Source organism: Geobacillus sp. YHL, from assembly GCF_022341265.1.
Taxonomy (GTDB): Bacteria; Bacillota; Bacilli; order Bacillales; family Anoxybacillaceae; genus Geobacillus; species Geobacillus thermoleovorans.
Genome location: NZ_JAEIGB010000017.1, coordinates 1 through 16,415, shown reverse-complemented (window position 1 = coordinate 16,415; position 16,415 = coordinate 1). Strand labels below are relative to the sequence as shown.

General features: G+C 52.9%; 15 protein-coding genes and 11 tRNA genes. 24 read left to right on the top strand and 2 right to left on the bottom strand.

Annotation, left to right across the window (positions count from 1 at the left end; all coding sequences use genetic code 11):
• The first annotated feature begins 3 nt into the window (after positions 1–3).
• From JCR24_RS13250 to cshA, 6 genes are all read left to right on the top strand, one after another.
• Positions 4–600, top strand: a complete 597-nt coding sequence (locus JCR24_RS13250) for a DedA family protein (RefSeq protein ID WP_129447549.1) — start codon at positions 4–6, stop codon at positions 598–600.
• A gap of 12 nt (positions 601–612) precedes the next feature.
• Complete coding sequence (locus JCR24_RS13245; protein WP_042382250.1) at positions 613–1,755, top strand: MGDG synthase family glycosyltransferase; 1,143 nt, start codon at positions 613–615, stop codon at positions 1,753–1,755.
• Between the two features lie 253 nt (positions 1,756–2,008).
• Positions 2,009–3,112 (top strand): D-alanine--D-alanine ligase, encoded by a 1,104-nt coding sequence (locus tag JCR24_RS13240; protein ID WP_033024531.1) that lies wholly within the window; start codon positions 2,009–2,011, stop codon positions 3,110–3,112.
• A gap of 6 nt (positions 3,113–3,118) precedes the next feature.
• The gene (locus tag JCR24_RS13235) at positions 3,119–4,495 is read left to right on the top strand and encodes a UDP-N-acetylmuramoyl-tripeptide--D-alanyl-D-alanine ligase (RefSeq protein ID WP_021322023.1); all 1,377 of its coding nucleotides are present in this window, start codon (positions 3,119–3,121) and stop codon (positions 4,493–4,495) included.
• A gap of 72 nt (positions 4,496–4,567) precedes the next feature.
• Positions 4,568–5,290, top strand: a complete 723-nt coding sequence (locus JCR24_RS13230) for an alpha/beta hydrolase (protein ID WP_011229735.1) — start codon at positions 4,568–4,570, stop codon at positions 5,288–5,290.
• A gap of 60 nt (positions 5,291–5,350) precedes the next feature.
• Entirely contained in the window at positions 5,351–6,754 is a 1,404-nt protein-coding gene (gene cshA, locus JCR24_RS13225; RefSeq protein WP_238980770.1) for a degradosome RNA helicase CshA, read from the top strand.
• 11 nt (positions 6,755–6,765) lie between these two features.
• Here cshA and JCR24_RS13220 read toward each other — a convergent pair whose 3' ends face one another.
• Positions 6,766–7,383: a rhomboid family intramembrane serine protease gene (locus JCR24_RS13220; RefSeq protein ID WP_014194682.1), complete on the bottom strand. Its 618-nt coding sequence runs from the start codon at positions 7,381–7,383 to the stop codon at positions 6,766–6,768.
• 113 nt (positions 7,384–7,496) lie between these two features.
• On the opposite strand from JCR24_RS13220, the gene acpS reads away from it, so the two are divergent.
• From acpS to JCR24_RS13190, 6 genes are all read left to right on the top strand, one after another.
• Entirely contained in the window at positions 7,497–7,886 is a 390-nt protein-coding gene (gene acpS, locus JCR24_RS13215) for a holo-ACP synthase (protein ID WP_011229738.1), read from the top strand.
• Between the two features lie 79 nt (positions 7,887–7,965).
• Positions 7,966–8,979: a LolA family protein gene (locus tag JCR24_RS13210; RefSeq protein ID WP_014194683.1), complete on the top strand. Its 1,014-nt coding sequence runs from the start codon at positions 7,966–7,968 to the stop codon at positions 8,977–8,979.
• Between the two features lie 248 nt (positions 8,980–9,227).
• Positions 9,228–10,382 (top strand): alanine racemase, encoded by a 1,155-nt coding sequence (alr, locus tag JCR24_RS13205; RefSeq protein WP_238980769.1) that lies wholly within the window; start codon positions 9,228–9,230, stop codon positions 10,380–10,382.
• Between the two features lie 126 nt (positions 10,383–10,508).
• A complete protein-coding gene (locus tag JCR24_RS13200; protein WP_011229742.1) occupies positions 10,509–10,790 on the top strand; it encodes a CopG family ribbon-helix-helix protein in 282 nt (93 codons plus the stop codon).
• A gap of 4 nt (positions 10,791–10,794) precedes the next feature.
• Positions 10,795–11,145, top strand: coding sequence for a type II toxin-antitoxin system endoribonuclease NdoA (gene ndoA, locus JCR24_RS13195; protein WP_003253417.1), 351 nt, complete (start codon positions 10,795–10,797; stop codon positions 11,143–11,145).
• Positions 11,146–11,476: 331 nt separating this feature from the next.
• A complete protein-coding gene (locus tag JCR24_RS13190; protein ID WP_014194685.1) occupies positions 11,477–13,642 on the top strand; it encodes a Tex family protein in 2,166 nt (721 codons plus the stop codon).
• A gap of 18 nt (positions 13,643–13,660) precedes the next feature.
• On the opposite strand, the gene cmpA is transcribed toward JCR24_RS13190, so the two are convergent.
• Positions 13,661–13,774, bottom strand: coding sequence for a cortex morphogenetic protein CmpA (cmpA, locus tag JCR24_RS13185; RefSeq protein WP_013144046.1), 114 nt, complete (start codon positions 13,772–13,774; stop codon positions 13,661–13,663).
• A gap of 89 nt (positions 13,775–13,863) precedes the next feature.
• Here cmpA and JCR24_RS13180 point away from each other — a divergent pair, with 89 nt between their 5' ends.
• From JCR24_RS13180 to JCR24_RS13125, 12 genes are all read left to right on the top strand, one after another.
• A complete protein-coding gene (locus JCR24_RS13180; protein WP_013144047.1) occupies positions 13,864–14,313 on the top strand; it encodes a SprT family protein in 450 nt (149 codons plus the stop codon).
• A 628-nt stretch (positions 14,314–14,941) separates the two neighbouring features.
• Positions 14,942–15,016 (top strand) — tRNA-Asn (locus tag JCR24_RS13175).
• Between the two features lie 7 nt (positions 15,017–15,023).
• Positions 15,024–15,116, top strand: a tRNA-Ser gene (locus JCR24_RS13170).
• Positions 15,117–15,135: 19 nt separating this feature from the next.
• Positions 15,136–15,207: transfer RNA gene (locus JCR24_RS13165), tRNA-Glu, on the top strand.
• A gap of 32 nt (positions 15,208–15,239) precedes the next feature.
• Positions 15,240–15,315: transfer RNA gene (locus tag JCR24_RS13160), tRNA-Asp, on the top strand.
• Between the two features lie 14 nt (positions 15,316–15,329).
• Positions 15,330–15,404: transfer RNA gene (locus tag JCR24_RS13155), tRNA-Gln, on the top strand.
• A gap of 157 nt (positions 15,405–15,561) precedes the next feature.
• Positions 15,562–15,637 (top strand) — tRNA-Lys (locus JCR24_RS13150).
• Positions 15,638–15,642: 5 nt separating this feature from the next.
• A tRNA-Leu gene (locus JCR24_RS13145) sits at positions 15,643–15,724 on the top strand.
• Positions 15,725–15,739: 15 nt separating this feature from the next.
• A tRNA-Leu gene (locus JCR24_RS13140) sits at positions 15,740–15,822 on the top strand.
• Positions 15,823–15,898: 76 nt separating this feature from the next.
• Positions 15,899–15,975 (top strand) — tRNA-Arg (locus tag JCR24_RS13135).
• A gap of 4 nt (positions 15,976–15,979) precedes the next feature.
• Positions 15,980–16,053: transfer RNA gene (locus JCR24_RS13130), tRNA-Pro, on the top strand.
• Between the two features lie 169 nt (positions 16,054–16,222).
• Positions 16,223–16,296 (top strand) — tRNA-Gly (locus tag JCR24_RS13125).
• The last annotated feature ends 119 nt before the right edge of the window (positions 16,297–16,415 follow it).

Here is a 16,415-nt window from a genome sequence, read left to right as displayed (position 1 = left end):
GCTATGGATACAAGCGTATGGTTGCCGTATGTCCAGTCATATGGATATGTGATGCTGTTTTTCTTTTTGTTTTGCGGCATTGTCGGCATTCCGGCGCCGGAGGAAAGCTTGCTCTTTTTGGTCGGCGTGATGGTTGCCAAGGAGCAGTTGCTGCTTGGACCGTCGCTCGCTTCATGCTGGGGCGGAGCGATGACGGGCATGGTGGCGGCCTATGGCGCCGGCCGGTGGTGGGGGGCGCCGTTTGTGCAAAAGTACGGCAAGTGCGTCGGAATTACGGCTGAACGTTGGGAGCGGGCTCGCCGCTGGTTTGGCCGCTATGGCAAATGGGGGATTTTGTTCGGCTGCTATGCTCCCGGGGTACGGCAAATTTGCCCGTATATGGCGGGAGTGAGCCGGTTTCCGTTCGGGCCGTTTTTGTTGCTGTCGGCGCTTGGAACGGCAGGTTGGGCCGTTCCGTTGACCGCGGCGGGGCTTTGGCTCGGCCAGCGCATCCATATCCCCCTGATTTCTTTTCCGCTTGCCGGTTTGGCGTTGTTTTTGCTTTTTTTGCTTGCGGCATGGGTTGGGCAGCGGAGGCGCAAAAAATCTTTCGAAAGCTAAAGGGTGCGATCGATGATGAAAGTATTGTTTTTGCCGCTGTTTCAAATGAATACGGGACACCATAAAGTAGCCGATACGTTGATGGATTTTTTGCGCCGCCAGTTTCCGGCGGTCGAAAGCAAAAAGATCGATTTTTTGAGCTATTGCAATGAACTGATGGAAAAAATGGTGTCAGAGGCCTACTTGCGCTGGATTCGCTCGCATCCTGCTTCGTACCACCGTGTGTACAAAACGCTGATGTACCAAGAGCCGCCCCGGTTTGAGTTCATTTCGTTTGAGCCATGGCTGCCTTATTTTGAAAGCAAAATGAAAAAGATGGTGGAAGAAGAACGGCCGGATTTAATCGTCTGCACCCATTCGTTTCCGTCACGCATTTTGCAGCGGCTGAAGCGAAAACGGGTGCTGACGGTTCCAGTTGTCAATGTCTACACCGACTTTTTTATGAACAGCATCTGGGGGAAACGGTTTATTGACTATCATTTTGTTCCCCATCAAGAGGCGAAATGGGAGCTGACCACGAAGTACGGGGTTGACAAAGGACGCATCATCGTCACTGGCATCCCAGTGCACGATGTGTTTATGAATCGGTCGGAAGCGAGACGCAAGCGGCAGCCTGCTCATGTGCTTGTCGCCGGTGGAAACCAAGGGCTTGGCAATATGCTGGCGTTTTTGCGGGCGGCCCGCACGTCAACGTTGTTCCGCTATTCGGTGCTGTGCGGCGCCAATCGCCAGCTGTACGAGGAAATCGCCAGCTGGCAGCTGCCTCATATCCGGCCGCTTCCATACATCGCTGACCCGGAAGAGATGAATCGGCTGTATGAAGAGGCGGATGCCGTCATTACGAAACCAGGCGGGGTGACGGTCAGCGAGTTGCTTCATAAGCGCATTCCGATTTTTACGATCGATTGCTTGCCTGGGCAGGAGCGCATCAATTTGCAATATTTACAGCAAAATGGTCTCATTTATCATTTGGTCGGGCCAGAAAGCGGCGAGCAGCACATGCTTCGCTTGTTGATGGATGACGTGGAGAAAAACCGGTTTTTCCGCCGTGTGTCCGATTATTTTGCCGGCGTGGAAAAAACGGGGCAAGAAGCGCTCGCCGAAGTGGTAGCGGCCATGCCGCAACGCATGGCTTGGCGCGTGTTGCATCCGTAGCGACAGAAGGTGTCCCAAAACGGTCGGGGCACCTTTTCTTATTCCTGTATATACGTGTAAAACAAATGCTGGAAAACGATATGTTGTGCTTTGTTGAAAGAAGAACCACCTTTGGAAACACCCTCACTTTTTTGTTCCTTATCGCTTATGGGGGGTGGCGAAACAACCTGCATCGTACATATAAAATATCAGACCGTTGGGCGCGAAACGTGTTACAATAGGAACGATGGCCAAGGAAAGAGGAGGAACGATGATGAAAACGAAAGTTGGCGTGTTATACGGCGGCAAATCACCGGAGCACCAAGTATCGTTGTCGACGGCGATGGCGGTGATGAACGCCATTGATCCTCATAAATTCGATGTCATTCCGATTTATATTACACCGGAAGGTCAATGGATCAAGGGCGAACAGTTGACCGGACCGATCGAGGAAATCAAGCAGCTGCAATTCACTTCGGCGGCGACCGCCTTGATTCCGGTTTCCTTGAACCAAGTTCCGGCTGCCGATTCGGCTGCGGGAGGAAACGAGGAAACGATCGATGTCATTTTCCCGCTTTTGCATGGGCCGAACGGCGAAGACGGAACGGTGCAAGGGTTGCTTGAGATATTGAACATTCCGTATGTCGGCAACGGGGTGCTTGCTTCCGCGGTCGGCATGGATAAGGTGATGATGAAAAACTTGTTTGCGCAGGCCGGGTTGCGCCAAGCAAAATATATCGCCGTGACGAAGTACGATTGGCAAAAAAGAGGCGAGACGGTGTATGACCGGATCGAACGAGAGCTTGGCTACCCGTGCTTTGTCAAGCCAGCCAACGCCGGTTCGAGCGTCGGCATTTCCAAATGCAAGCAGCGCGGCGATTTAAAAGCCGCATTTATCGAGGCATTTCAGTATGACCGAAAAATTATTATTGAAGAGGCGATTGTCGGCCGCGAAATTGAAATCGGCGTGATCGGAAATGATGAGCCGATTTGTTCGGTCGTTGGCGAAATTGTTCCCAAAAAGGAATTTTACGACTATGAAGCGAAATACGAAGACGGGCAAACCGAATTGATCATCCCAGCGGACGTAACGAAAGAACAGTATGAGACGATCAAACAAATGGCCATTACGGCGTTTCAGGCGCTGGATTTGTCTGGACTTGCGCGCGTCGATTTTTTCCTCGCCGAAGATGGCGCTGTTTATATCAACGAAGTGAACACGATGCCAGGCTTTACGCCATACAGCATGTTCCCGCTTCTTTGGCAGCACAGCGGTGTGCCGTACCCGGAGCTGATTGAACGGCTTATCGCGCTCGCATTGGAACGACATCAAGAAAAGCAGACGATCACGTACACGTTCAAAAAAGAAAAGAGGTGAGAGCCGATGATCAAACGGACAGTGCGGCAAATCGCCGAAATGGCTGACGGACAGTGTTTAAAGCCGGAATGGGAGAATATGGTCGTAAGCGGTGTGTCAACCGACACAAGGACGATCCAAGCCGGCAACTTGTACGTTCCGTTGCGCGGTGCGACCTTTAACGGCCACGATTTCGTGCAAGAAGCGGTGCAAAAAGGAGCCGCCGCCGTACTGTGGGCGGAAAGGGAAGGAACGCCGCCGGAAGGTGTGCCAGTGGTCGTTGTGGATGATACGCTTTTGGCATTGCAGCGGCTCGCCGCCCGCTACCGCGAGCAGCTTGGAATGAAGGTGATCGGCGTCACTGGCAGCAACGGCAAAACGACGACGAAAGATATGATTGCCGCGCTGCTTTCAACCCACTATCGAGTGCAAAAGACCGAAGGGAACTTGAACAATCACATCGGCGTGCCGCTGACGCTTCTTTCGCTTGACGAAGGGACGGAGATGGCCGTTGTCGAAATGGGGATGAGCGGGTTTGGCGAAATCGAGCGGCTGACCATGATCGCCCGTCCGGACGCAGCGGTCATCACGAATATCGGAGAAGCACACTTGCAGGAGCTCGGGTCGCGGGAAGGCATCGCCAAGGCGAAGTTGGAAATTTTGGCGGGTTTGCACCATGATGGTTTATTCGTCTACCACGGCGATGAGCCGCTCTTGACGGAGCGCGTGCCGAAGTTGCCGCTTCCCCGCCATGTCGTGACGTTCGGGGCGGGCGAACAGAACGATTACTATCCGACCGATGTGCGCATTGAAGCGGGAGGAACATCGTTTGTCATCAATGCGCTCCCCGGCCGGACGCTGTTTATGCCGGTATTAGGCAAGCATCATGTGTACAACGCGCTCGCCGCCATTGCGGTCGCCCGCTTTTTCGGCATCGATTGGGAAGGCATTGATGCGTCTCTCTCCCGCCTGCAAGTGACGCGCATGCGTACGGAAGTCGTCAAGACGAAATATGGCTTTACCGTCATTAATGACGCCTACAATGCTAGCCCGACATCGATGCGCGCCGCCTTGACGCTGCTTGGGGAATTAGGCGGCTACCGGCAAAAAATCGCCGTATTGGGCGATATGTTGGAGCTTGGTGACGAAGAAGTGGCGTTTCATCGAGAGATCGGGGAGGTGTTGCGGCCGGGAATGGTGGACTATGTGTTCACTTACGGGCCGCTGGCGCACCATATCGCCGCGGCGGCCGCCCCATTTTTTGATGATGGACGGGTGAGGGAGTTCGACGATAAAGCAGCGTTGGCCGAGGCCGTGCGTTCCGTCGCGACTTCGGATGACATTGTTTTATTGAAAGCATCGCGCGGCATGAAATTGGAAGAGTTGCTTCGATATTGGGTGTAACATCAAGCAACCCGAGAGAAACTAAAAGCGGCGTCACAGGCGCCGCTTTTCATTCGGGCGGGGGTGGAAATGATGATCGGCTGTTTATGTATTCACGGGTTTACGGGAAGTCCAGAAGAAGTGGCGCCGCTGGCCGATTATTTGCGAGAGCGGACCGATTGGATGATCGAAACGCCGACCTTGCCGGGCCACGGAAGCGAACTGCGGTTGAAAGGAATTACATACGACCAATGGATCGCAGCGGCGGAACAAGCGTTTTTAGCGCTCCATCACCGTTGCAGTGTGGTGTATGTCATTGGGTTTTCAATGGGTGGAGTGATCGCCGTCTACTTGGCGGAAAAATACCCGGTCGCCAAACTCGTGCTGCTAAGCGCTGCGTTTTACTATGTCAACCCGCGCCAATTATGGCGCGACATCCGCGAGATGTTTGCCAATGGATGGAAAGGAGCGCGGGAGCACCCACTGTTTCTCCGCTATCGAAACAAAATGATGGCGACGCCGTTTTCAGCTGTCAGGGAGTTTCGCAAACTCGTTCGCGATGTGCGTCCCCGACTTCCGCGCGTCGCGGCACCCGCGCTCATTGTGCAAGGAGAAAAAGATGGGATCGTGCCGCTAAAAAGCGCCTATTATTTATATGAGCAGATTGGATCGGCGGAAAAAAAGCTGTTGCTTTTGCCCAATTCGTTCCATCATGTTTGTCATAGCATCGATCGGCACGTTCTGTTTGCTGAGGTGGAAACATTTTTGCGCGCTGCCCATGCCCATCATTGCAAATCACCGCATAACATGGTATGATAACTGTCAAACCTTTCTCTCGGATAAAGGGACGATTTTTTATAAGGAGTTTGAATAACATTGACGACATTTCAAGAATTAGGATTAAGCCAAGAAGTGATGAAAGCGATCGAGCGGATGGGGTTTGAAGAGACGACTCCGATTCAAGCAAAGACGATTCCGCTCAGTCTGCAAAATAAAGACGTAATCGGTCAAGCGCAAACCGGAACGGGGAAAACGGCGGCGTTTGGCATTCCGATCGTAGAAAAAGTGGATGTGAAAAACGGCGCCATTCAGGCGCTTGTGGTCGCGCCGACGCGTGAGCTCGCCATCCAAGTATCAGAAGAGCTGTACAAAATCGGCGCCGTCAAGCGCGTGCGCGTTTTGCCGATTTACGGCGGTCAAGATATCGAGCGGCAAATCCGTGCTTTGAAAAAACATCCGCACGTGATCGTCGGGACGCCGGGCCGTATTATCGACCATATCAACCGCGGGACGCTCCGCCTTGAGCATGTGCATACGGTCGTTCTCGATGAGGCGGATGAAATGCTCAATATGGGCTTTATCGAAGATATTGAGGTGATTTTAAGCCATGTGCCGGCCGAGCGGCAGACGTTGCTGTTCTCGGCGACGATGCCGGATCCGATTCGCCGCATTGCCGAGCGCTTCATGAACGAGCCGGAACTTGTCAAAGTGAAGGCAAAGGAAATGACCGTGCCGAACATTCAACAGTACTACTTAGAAGTGCACGAGAAAAAGAAATTTGACATTTTGACGCGGCTTCTCGATATTCAGGCGCCGGAGCTCGCGATCGTGTTCGGCCGCACGAAGCGTCGTGTCGATGAGCTGGCAGAGGCGCTCAACTTGCGAGGCTATGCAGCGGAAGGCATTCATGGCGATTTAAGCCAAGCGAAACGGCTGTCGGTGCTGCGCAAGTTTAAGGAAGGTGCGATTGAAATTTTAGTGGCGACGGATGTTGCGGCGCGCGGCTTGGATATTTCCGGCGTAACGCACGTGTACAACTTTGATATTCCGCAAGACCCGGAAAGCTATGTCCACCGGATTGGGCGCACCGGGCGCGCCGGCAAGACAGGGGTGGCGATGACGTTTGTCACTCCAAGGGAGATCGGCCAGCTTCACCATATTGAGCGGACGACGAAGCGGAAAATGGAGCGGATGAAGCCGCCGACACTTGATGAGGCGCTCGAAGGCCAACAGCGTATCGCTATCGAAAAGCTTCTCAACGTCGTGGAGACCGAAAACCTGTCATTTTACAAACGGGCAGCGGAAGAATTGCTTGAAGAGCACGATTCGGTAACGATTGTCGCTGCCTGCTTGAAAATGTTGACGCGCGAGCCGGATACGACGCCGGTGCAATTGACGGAAGAGCCGCCTTTAGCGGTCAAGCGGGAGAAAAAACGGGGCGGCCGCCCGGACGGCTCAGCCCGCAGCCGGACGAAGAAACGGCGGATTACGGCGCATTAAGCGCCGTTTTTTCATAGCCGAGGCATGTAAAACGACGGCCGCTTGGGGCGGATGGACAAAAAGGGGGCAAGCAGGCCGCCGACGGCGAAGCCAAATAGATGGGCCAATAAATTCCCATGTGGTGTCATGATGCCAATCAGCAAATGAACCGCCATGACCGAAAGCAGCAGCTGGGCGTGGCGGGGGGCGACTAAGTCGCGGCGGAATAGGGCGAGGTAGCTGTACATGCCAAACAAGGCGAAAATGGCGCCCGACGCCCCGACATGGGTGTACAGCGGCGGCAGAAGGAATAAAGTGGCGACATTGGCGCCGATTCCGCCTCCGATATACAGAAACAAAAACTTTCTTTTCCCAAGTGCGCGCTCCAGCCAGGGGCCAAACAGCCATAAGGACAAACTGTTGGCGGCCATATGGTGGAAATCGCGATGCAGCACGATTGGGCTGACAAGCCGCCAGCACTCTCCATGGCGGATCGCGCCGTTCGTCCCGACGGCGTATTGCCAAATGGGTTCAAGCGCTGTCAAGGGAAGAGAAAACAACAGCCATGCGGCGATATGGACCAATAATAAGGCGGCAACGACGGGATAAAGGCGGACAAATGAGCGGACATCGCTTGCATGTTGAAACACGGGTTGGTCTCCCTTCTTCGCGGAAATGGGGCGTTTTTTATAAGCCATCTTATGCGGGTCTCTCATAAAAAATTTGTCCGACCATCAGGGCGGATAGGATAGGTGAGGAAGCAGTGATCGTCGGCATTGGCATTGATATTGTAGAGTTGGAACGGATCCGCTCCCTTCTTGAGCGGAGCCGCAAATTTCCAGAGCGAATTTTGACGCCGCGTGAAAAAGCGCAGTTTGGCGAGTTGCCGCCCGCAAGACAGGCAGAGTTTCTCGCCGGGCGATTTGCGGCTAAAGAAGCGTACGCCAAAGCGCTCGGAACGGGGATCGGGCGGCATCTATCGTTTCAAGACATCGAGATCGTTTCCGATGAGCACGGAAAGCCGAGCATTGCTGCCCGCCGCGATGGCGAGACGGTTCATCTGTCCATTTCCCATAGCCGCGATTACGCCGTCGCCCAAGTCGTCATTGAGCGCCTTGGACCGATGACGCCGGCTGATGCTTGCCATGGCTAGTCTGCATATTCCCGAAAGTTGTCTCATATATTGTAGTGCATGGGTAGAAATCGATATATGAGGCAAAGGGGTTGAAGCGATGGGCAGAAACGTGCTGATGGCGTTGGTCGGCATCATTTTTCTGTTTGCTTTGGCTGGCTGCGGGTCGAAATCGCAGGAAGAGGTGCTGAAGGCGCTTGATGAAAAGGTCGATGAGATGACGGGTTATCAGGCTGAGGCGAAAATGACGTTCCGCACCGGTGAGAAGCCGCAAGTGTATCATGTTGAAGTGTGGCACAAGCAGCCGTCCTACTACCGCGTCAGCTTGAAAAACGCCGACAAAGGACAAAGCCAAATGATTTTGCGCAATGACGAAGGGGTGTTCGTCTTCACGCCGGCGCTCAACAAAACCTTCAAGTTTGTGAGCGATTGGCCGAAAAACAGCAGCCAAGCGTATTTGTACGAATCGCTCGTCAAAGACATTTTGAGCGATTCGAAGGCGAAGTTTAAGGCGACGGACGATTACTATGTGTTTGAGACGAAAACGAACTACCCGAACAGCGAAGTCATTCCAACCCAAGAGATTACACTGCGCAAAAAAGATTTGGCGCCCGTCTCGGTCAAAGTGATGGATACGGACCGGAAAGCGCTGTTGACGGTCGAGTTTTCCAACGTCGAGTTTAACAAAAAGTTTGATGATGACGCGTTTGATACAAAGAAAAACATGACTGGCGCCCGTCTTGAGGTGCCAACGATGGCCGAAGGAAAAGAGCAAGTGATGGCCGTCATGTACCCGAGTCAGCTTCCGAAAGGGGTTCAAGCGCTCGAGGAAAAAGAAGTGAAAGGTGAAAACGGCACGCGCGTCATTATGACATTCGGCGGCAAAAAATCGTTTACGCTCGTGCAAGAAAAAGCGGATGTGCTTCCGGCGACAAGCATGCCAGTTCTTGTCAACGGCGACCCGGTTGATTTAGGATTCACCATTGGCGCCCTCACCGACCGAACGTTGACATGGTGGTACAATGGGGCGGAGTTTACGCTCGCCTCGGACGATTTGACGCCGGAAGAAATGGTGATGGTCGCCAGCTCAGTGCAAGAAAAAGCGGCAAAATGACAGTGCGGTTTTGCAAACAGGCGGCTTTCCGCGTTGAAGCGGAGAAGCTGCTTTTTGTTTTTGTGCAGAAGCAGTGAAGGCAGGACAGTGGACGAATCGTTGCGATCTCCAATGTTTTCCGCCGTTTTTCTCATTTTTCCGCCGCTCATCCTATTCCTTCTTCCCTAGGAACATGGTAAACTAAAAAAGGAATCCAATCGATTCAAGCGCTTTCAAACTGGCTATGACTAGAAAGGCAGCGAGAGAGGATGGACGAGTTTCACCGCGATACGTGGGTGGAAATTGATTTGGACGCCATTTACGACAACGTCGCGAATTTGCGCCGCTTTTTGCCGGAGGGTACGCAAATTATGGCCGTTGTCAAGGCGAACGCCTACGGGCACGGCGATGCCCAAGTGGCGGCAACGGCGCTCGAAGCGGGCGCTTCCCGCTTGGCCGTCGCCTTTTTGGACGAGGCGCTTGCCTTACGAAAAAAAGGCATCGATGCCCCGATTTTAGTGCTTGGGGCGTCTCGTCCCGAGGATGTGGCGTTGGCCGCCGAACACCGCATCGCCTTAACCGTGTTTCGCTCTGATTGGCTCGAGAAGGCGTCATCGCTGTATAACGGTTCGACCCCGATTCATTTCCATTTAAAGATGGACACGGGAATGGGACGGCTTGGGGTGAAAGACGAAGAGGAGACAAAGCGAATAGCGGCCTTGATCGATCGCCATCCGCCCTTTGTGCTTGAAGGGGTGTATACGCATTTTGCGACCGCTGATGAAGTGAATACGGATTACTTTTCTTATCAATACGCCCGCTTTTTGCATATGCTTGACTGGCTGCCGTCGCGGCCGCCGCTCGTTCATTGCGCCAACAGCGCGGCGGCCTTTCGTTTTTCCGATCGAGCGTTCAACATGGTTCGCTTTGGCATTTCGATGTACGGGCTCGCCCCATCGCCGGACATCAAGCCGCTCCTCCCATACGAATTGAAAGAGGCGTTTTCGCTCCATAGCCGCCTTGTACACGTCAAAAAACTGCAACCAGGCGAAAAGGTGAGCTACGGTGCGACGTACACCGCGCAGACGGAAGAGTGGATCGGCACGATTCCAATCGGTTATGCGGACGGCTGGCTGCGCCGCCTGCAGCACTTTCATGTGCTTGTTGGCGGGCAGCGGGCGCCGATCGTCGGCCGTATCTGCATGGATCAATGCATGATCCGCCTGCCGGAGCCGTTGCCTGTCGGGACGAAGGTGACATTAATTGGCCGCCAAGGGGACGAAGTCATTTCCATCGATGATGTCGCCCGCCATTTGGGCACAATCAATTATGAAGTGCCGTGCACGATCGGCTACCGGGTGCCCCGTATTTTTTTCCGAAATAAGCGTATAATGGAAGTGAGAAACGCCGTTGGTCGCGGATGAAGCGATGCATAATCTGCTTCGGAAGACAAAGGATAGAAAATGGAGAAATGACTTTGCAGCGCCGTTGTTTAATGGTATCATGAAGTGGAAGCAATCAATGGCTGCAGTTCGTGGAGGTGTATATTTGTGTCGGAATCTGGCGCAACAGCGGAAATCGTCGTTCGTTTGCCGCAGTCGCTGCTGACAGAACTGGACGTGCTCGTAAAGCAGGAAAACGGCAACCGCAATGAACTCATTTATCAAGCGACGAAAATGTACATTCGCGAGCGGAAGAAACGGCAAATTCGTGAGGCGATGAGACGAGGCTACATGGAAATGGCGAAAATCAATTTATCTATCGCTTCTGAAGCGTTTCATGCTGAATACGAGGCCGACCACACCGTTGAACGCTTAGTTAGCGGGGGGTAATGCTTTGATTGTCAAACGTGGCGACGTGTATTTTGCGGACCTTTCCCCGGTTGTTGGCTCGGAGCAGGGCGGCGTGCGCCCCGTGTTGGTGATCCAAAACGATATCGGCAATCGTTTTAGCCCGACGGTGATTGTCGCGGCGATTACGGCGCAAATCCAAAAAGCGAAGCTGCCGACGCATGTCGAGATTGACGCGAAACGCTACGGGTTTGAACGCGATTCGGTCATTTTGCTTGAGCAAATTCGCACGATCGACAAGCAACGGCTGACCGATAAAATCACTCATTTGGACGATGAAATGATGGATAAAGTCGATGAGGCGCTGCAAATTAGCTTAGGGCTGATCGACTTTTGATAGAGCGAAAAACCTTTGCTTTTGGCATAACAGCGAACAGGAGAAACGGCGTTTTCGGTTGCCAACGGGCGGCCGAGCGGATGGGGAAAGCGGCGTTGACGTGCGGCATCGGTCTTGATTATCGAGTGTTCACGTTGGTGAGACGGGCAGATCGGCCTTTCCGGAACGGTCTGTCCTTCCATTTTCATCTATGTATACTGTTTCACAAAGCAGCTGCGTACAGGTAGCGCTTTTTTTATTATCCTAAACCGATTCATCCCCCACTTCCACCTCGAAGCGTTAGCGTAGGTGGGAGAGCGTTCAAGTCCCATATCATTAAGGAGGGAATCGCTTGGCTAACGAACAGCGGCTCATTGAAGTCATTGCCGCCGAGCAGCAGCTGGCAGCAAAGCAAGTCGAAAACGTCATTGCGCTCCATCGAGAAGGAAACACGATCCCGTTTATCGCCCGCTACCGGAAAGAAATGACTGGGGCGCTCGATGAAGTGCAAATTCGTGAAGTGCTTGAGAGATGGGAGTATTTGCAGCATTTAGAGCAACGGAAAGAGGAAGTGATTCGCCTCATTGATGAGCAAGGGAAGTTGACGGGAGAGTTAAAGCGCGACATTCTTGAGGCCACGAAGTTGCAACAAGTCGAAGATTTATACCGCCCATATCGGCAAAAGCGGCGCACGAAAGCAACAATCGCAAAAGAGAGAGGGCTTGAACCCCTTGCCGAATGGCTCCTTTCGTGTCCACCGGCCCCAACTCCGGAACAACAGGCCGAAATGTTCGTCAACGAAGATAAAGGAGTCGCAACCGTTGAAGAGGCGCTTCAAGGTGCGAAAGATATCATCGCCGAAAAAGTGGCAGATGACGCTGCTCTTCGTCAATGGGTGCGCGACGAGACGCGGCGGAAAGGAACGATTGCTTCGGTTGCCAAAGCGCCGGAAAAGGACGAAAAGAGTGTGTACGAAATGTACTACGACTACGAGGAACCCCTCGCTAAAATCGTTCCGCACCGCGTGTTGGCGTTAAACCGCGGTGAAAAGGAAGAGGTGCTGCGCGTCTCGATCAAGGCGCCTGTTGAGGACATCATTCGCTATTTGCGGCGAAAAACAGTCGCTGATGAATCGTCCCCGGCCGCTCCCATCGTGGCAGAAGCGATCGAGGACGGATACAAGCGGCTGATGGAGCCTGCCATTGAACGCGACATCCGCAACGAGTTGACGGAGAAAGCGGAGGAGCGGGCCATCCATATTTTCGCTGAAAACTTGCGCAAACTGCTTCTCCAGCCGCCGCTCAAAGGAAAAACGGTGCTCGGCATCGACCCAGCCTATCGGACTGGGTGCAAGCTCGCCGTTGTCGACGAAACGGGGAAACTGCTTCGCATTGATGTGATCTATCCGCATCCGCCGCAAGAGCGAAAAGAAGAGGCGCGCGCGAAACTTCTTCGCCTGCTTGATGACTATCACGTTGATATGATCGCGATTGGCAACGGAACAGCATCTCGGGAAACCGAACAGTTTGTCGCCGACACGCTGAAGCATGTGCAACGCGATATCTTTTATTTGATTGTCAATGAAGCAGGAGCGAGCGTCTACTCTGCTTCCGACCTTGCACGCGCTGAGTTTCCCGACCTGCAAGTCGAAGAGCGGAGCGCCGTCTCGATCGCCCGCCGCGTCCAAGACCCGCTCGCCGAGCTTGTCAAAATCGATCCAAAATCGGTCGGCGTCGGCCAATACCAGCACGATGTGTCGCAAAAAAAGCTTGCCGAGTCGCTTCGTTTCGTCGTCGAGACGGTCGTCAATCAAGTCGGTGTCAACGTCAACACTGCCTCCGTCTCCCTGCTTCAGTACGTGTCCGGGCTCACGAAAACCGTTGCAGAAAACATCGTCAAGCGTCGCGAAGAGCAAGGGAAATTCCGCAACCGCGAAGAGCTGAAAACGATTCCTCGGCTCGGAGCGAAAACGTACGAGCAGTGCATCGGTTTTTTGCGCATCGTTGATGGCGACGAACCGCTTGACCGCACGCCGATTCACCCCGAGCGGTACGCGGAAGTGAAGCAACTGTTGCGTAAGTTAGGATTTACGACCGCCGCCATTGGCAGTGATGAACTGCGCCAGGCGCTGCAAGCCATCGAGGTCGAGATGGTGGCTGCCGAGCTCGGCATCGGAGAACTGACGTTGCGCGACATCATTGACGCGTTGTGCCGCCCAGAGCGCGACCCGCGCGACGAGCTGCCCAAGCCGCTATTACGCAAAGATGTGTTGAAGATGGAAGATTTGAAGCCAGGCATGGAGCTGGAAGGAACCGTGCGCAACGTCGTTGACTTCGGCGCCTTTGTCGACATTGGGGTCAAACAGGACGGGCTCGTGCACATTTCCAAACTAAGCAAACAATACGTGCGCCATCCACTCGATGTCGTTTCGGTCGGCGACGTCGTCAAAGTATGGGTCGAGCATGTCGATGTGGCGAAGGGAAGAATATCGCTGTCGATGGTGCCGCCGAAAGAGTGAAATGGAGAAAGCACTGCCTTAGGAGCAGTGTTTTCTCCGATAAAAAAACCAGCATTGGTTCAACAGTTTAATTTGCTCACGGTTTTTCTCATAGTAGGCTCGTCTCATCTGATTTTTCAGCCATGTAGGCAAAATCAGTCACCTCCCTGACAGTGGAAAGGTAATATATGTGTATGTAATGGTGAATTGTCCTGTGCCAAAAGATGAAGGAGAGACCCGCCATGGACCAAAAGCAGCTGCAAGCCCTTGTCGAACAAATTTCCATTCGCGTGTTCGGCAAGCCGTTCCGCCATACCGCTTTCTTCAACCCTCGTTTGCGCACCACCGGCGGGCGCTACATGTTGCAAACGCACAACATTGAGCTCAATAAAAAACATTACGAGCAGTTCGGCGAGGAAGAATTGATCGCCATCATCAAACACGAGCTTTGCCATTACCACTTGCACCTTGAGGGAAAAGGCTACCGCCACCGCGACCGCGACTTCCGCGAACTGCTGCAAAAAGTGGGGGCGCCTCGCTATTGTCGTCCGCTTGCTCGAAATACAAAAGCGCCGAAAACGATCTACACATACATTTGCACGTCATGCGGCCTCACCTACCGCCGCAAAAGACGGATCAACATAGACCGTTATGTTTGCGGCCGCTGCCGAAGCAAGCTCAAACGATCCTAGACTCCCATGACAGAAAAATTTGGTTGCCATCGGAAGGATGAAAATATCTCTATGTCGAATATTACGGTTTTACACATTTTGAAGCTCAGGTATTTTCAGAGTAGATGCAATTTGAAACTTTAACATTTGTAGCTTTTACATAGCCCGATCGACTGTCGGGCGACTGAACAACGCCGCTTTCAGACCCATGCATGGGTCTGTGAAGCGGGTGGTTGTTCGGTCTTCCGTCACGCCTTGGTGTTCGTCAGTCGAGAAAATAGACAAGCTACCTTTTCGTCAAGAATTGTTAAACTATAATGTCCAGTCAATGCCAATAATCAAACAAAACATTTTGCGAAAAAAGGTTGACAATCAGGATGATCGTGTGCTAAATTATAGAAGCCGTCGCTAAGCGGCGGAAAACAGCAGAGGAAGTTGCGGGAAAACGTATTGACAAACGACAAGTTGCTCAATATAATAAACAATGTCGATTGTCAAACATCATTCCGCAATAGCTCAGCGACGAGCCTCACATCTTCGAATTGGCTGCGAGTTGCCTCGACGCATCTCGCTTTCTTGAATTAGCTGGCAGAGGAAGAGGCAACGAGCACATCGTAAAGATATGCATGACATATAATTTTTTCATCATTCCGCAATAGCTCAGCGGTAGAGCAACCGGCTGTTAACCGGTAGGTCGTAGGTTCGAATCCTACTTGCGGAGCCATTTCTTTGGAGAAGTACCCAAGTGGCTGAAGGGGACGGTTTGCTAAACCGTTAGGTCGTGGCTTTACGGCGCGCGGGTTCAAATCCCGCCTTCTCCGCCACTCCAATACGTATATGCGTGGCCCGTTGGTCAAGTGGTTAAGACACCGCCCTTTCACGGCGGTAACACGGGTTCGAATCCCGTACGGGTCACTGAATAGCGCGGGGTGATCCCCGCGATTTGTGGTCCCGTAGTGTAGTGGTTAACATGCCTGCCTGTCACGCAGGAGATCGCGGGTTCGAGTCCCGTCGGGACCGCCATTGCACTAAATCGCTGGGCCATAGCCAAGCGGTAAGGCAACGGACTTTGACTCCGTGATGCGCTGGTTCGAATCCAGCTGGCCCAGCCATTTTTATGTGTTAAATACATGAGCCATTAGCTCAGTAACGAGCGCTGCATCTTCGAGTTCGCTGCGAGTTGCCTCGACGCACCTAGCTTCTTTGAATAGGCTGGCAGAGGAAGAGGCAGGTAGAGCTAGGTAGTACCTGGAGTGTATACCCAACCATGAGCCATTAGCTCAGTAGGTAGAGCATCTGACTTTTAATCAGAGGGTCGGAGGTTCGAGTCCTCCATGGCTCACCATATTAGCGGGTGTGGCGGAATTGGCAGACGCACCAGACTTAGGATCTGGCGCCTCACGGCGTGGGGGTTCAAGTCCCTCCACCCGCACTGATTAGTCAATATGCGGTCGTGGCGGAATGGCAGACGCGCTAGGTTGAGGGCCTAGTGGGGGCGACCCCGTGGAGGTTCAAGTCCTCTCGACCGCATTTTTTAGATAAACTATTGACAGCAACACAGCGAGTTGCTAAAATATAATCCGTCTCTTTGGTGCAATAATCTATTGCGCTCGTAGCTCAATTGGATAGAGCATCTGACTACGGATCAGAAGGTTAGGGGTTCGAATCCTCTCGAGCGCGCCATCATCGGGAAGTAGCTCAGCTTGGTAGAGCACATGGTTTGGGACCATGGGGTCGCAGGTTCAAATCCTGTCTTCCCGATTTTGTTAAACTAAATATTATGCGGGTGTAGTTTAGTGGTAAAACCTCAGCCACGAGCCTTCACTTCGCCGAATACGCTTCGAGTTGCCCCGACGCATCCAGCTTCTTTGAATCGGCTGGCAGAGGAAGGGGCATGAAAGATTGTGATGGGTGTTTTATCAAAAATTATGCGGGTGTAGTTTAGTGGTAAAACCTCAGCCTTCCAAGCTGATGTCGTGGGTTCGATTCCCATCACCCGCTCCATGAAGAGTCCATAGGATTATTTCGTTCCTTGAAAACTGAACGAAACGAAGCGCGACGAAAAGCGGAGGTCGTTTAGCGCCTTTGGTGCTGCGGCTGAAGCAAAAAGCCAATCAACTTTC

Bases quoted from the DNA above. Each gene is read 5' to 3' on its own strand.
- JCR24_RS13180 (WP_013144047.1), top strand. From the start codon at position 13,864: ATGGACCAAAAGCAGCTGCAAGCCCTTGTCGAACAAATTTCCATTCGC.
- JCR24_RS13245 (WP_042382250.1), top strand. From the start codon at position 613: ATGATGAAAGTATTGTTTTTGCCGCTGTTTCAAATGAATACGGGACAC.
- JCR24_RS13230 (WP_011229735.1), top strand. From the start codon at position 4,568: ATGATCGGCTGTTTATGTATTCACGGGTTTACGGGAAGTCCAGAAGAA.
- JCR24_RS13240 (WP_033024531.1), top strand. From the start codon at position 2,009: ATGAAAACGAAAGTTGGCGTGTTATACGGCGGCAAATCACCGGAGCAC.
- JCR24_RS13235 (WP_021322023.1), top strand. From the start codon at position 3,119: ATGATCAAACGGACAGTGCGGCAAATCGCCGAAATGGCTGACGGACAG.
- alr (WP_238980769.1), top strand. From the start codon at position 9,228: ATGGACGAGTTTCACCGCGATACGTGGGTGGAAATTGATTTGGACGCC.
- JCR24_RS13250 (WP_129447549.1), top strand. From the start codon at position 4: ATGGATACAAGCGTATGGTTGCCGTATGTCCAGTCATATGGATATGTG.
- JCR24_RS13210 (WP_014194683.1), top strand. From the start codon at position 7,966: ATGGGCAGAAACGTGCTGATGGCGTTGGTCGGCATCATTTTTCTGTTT.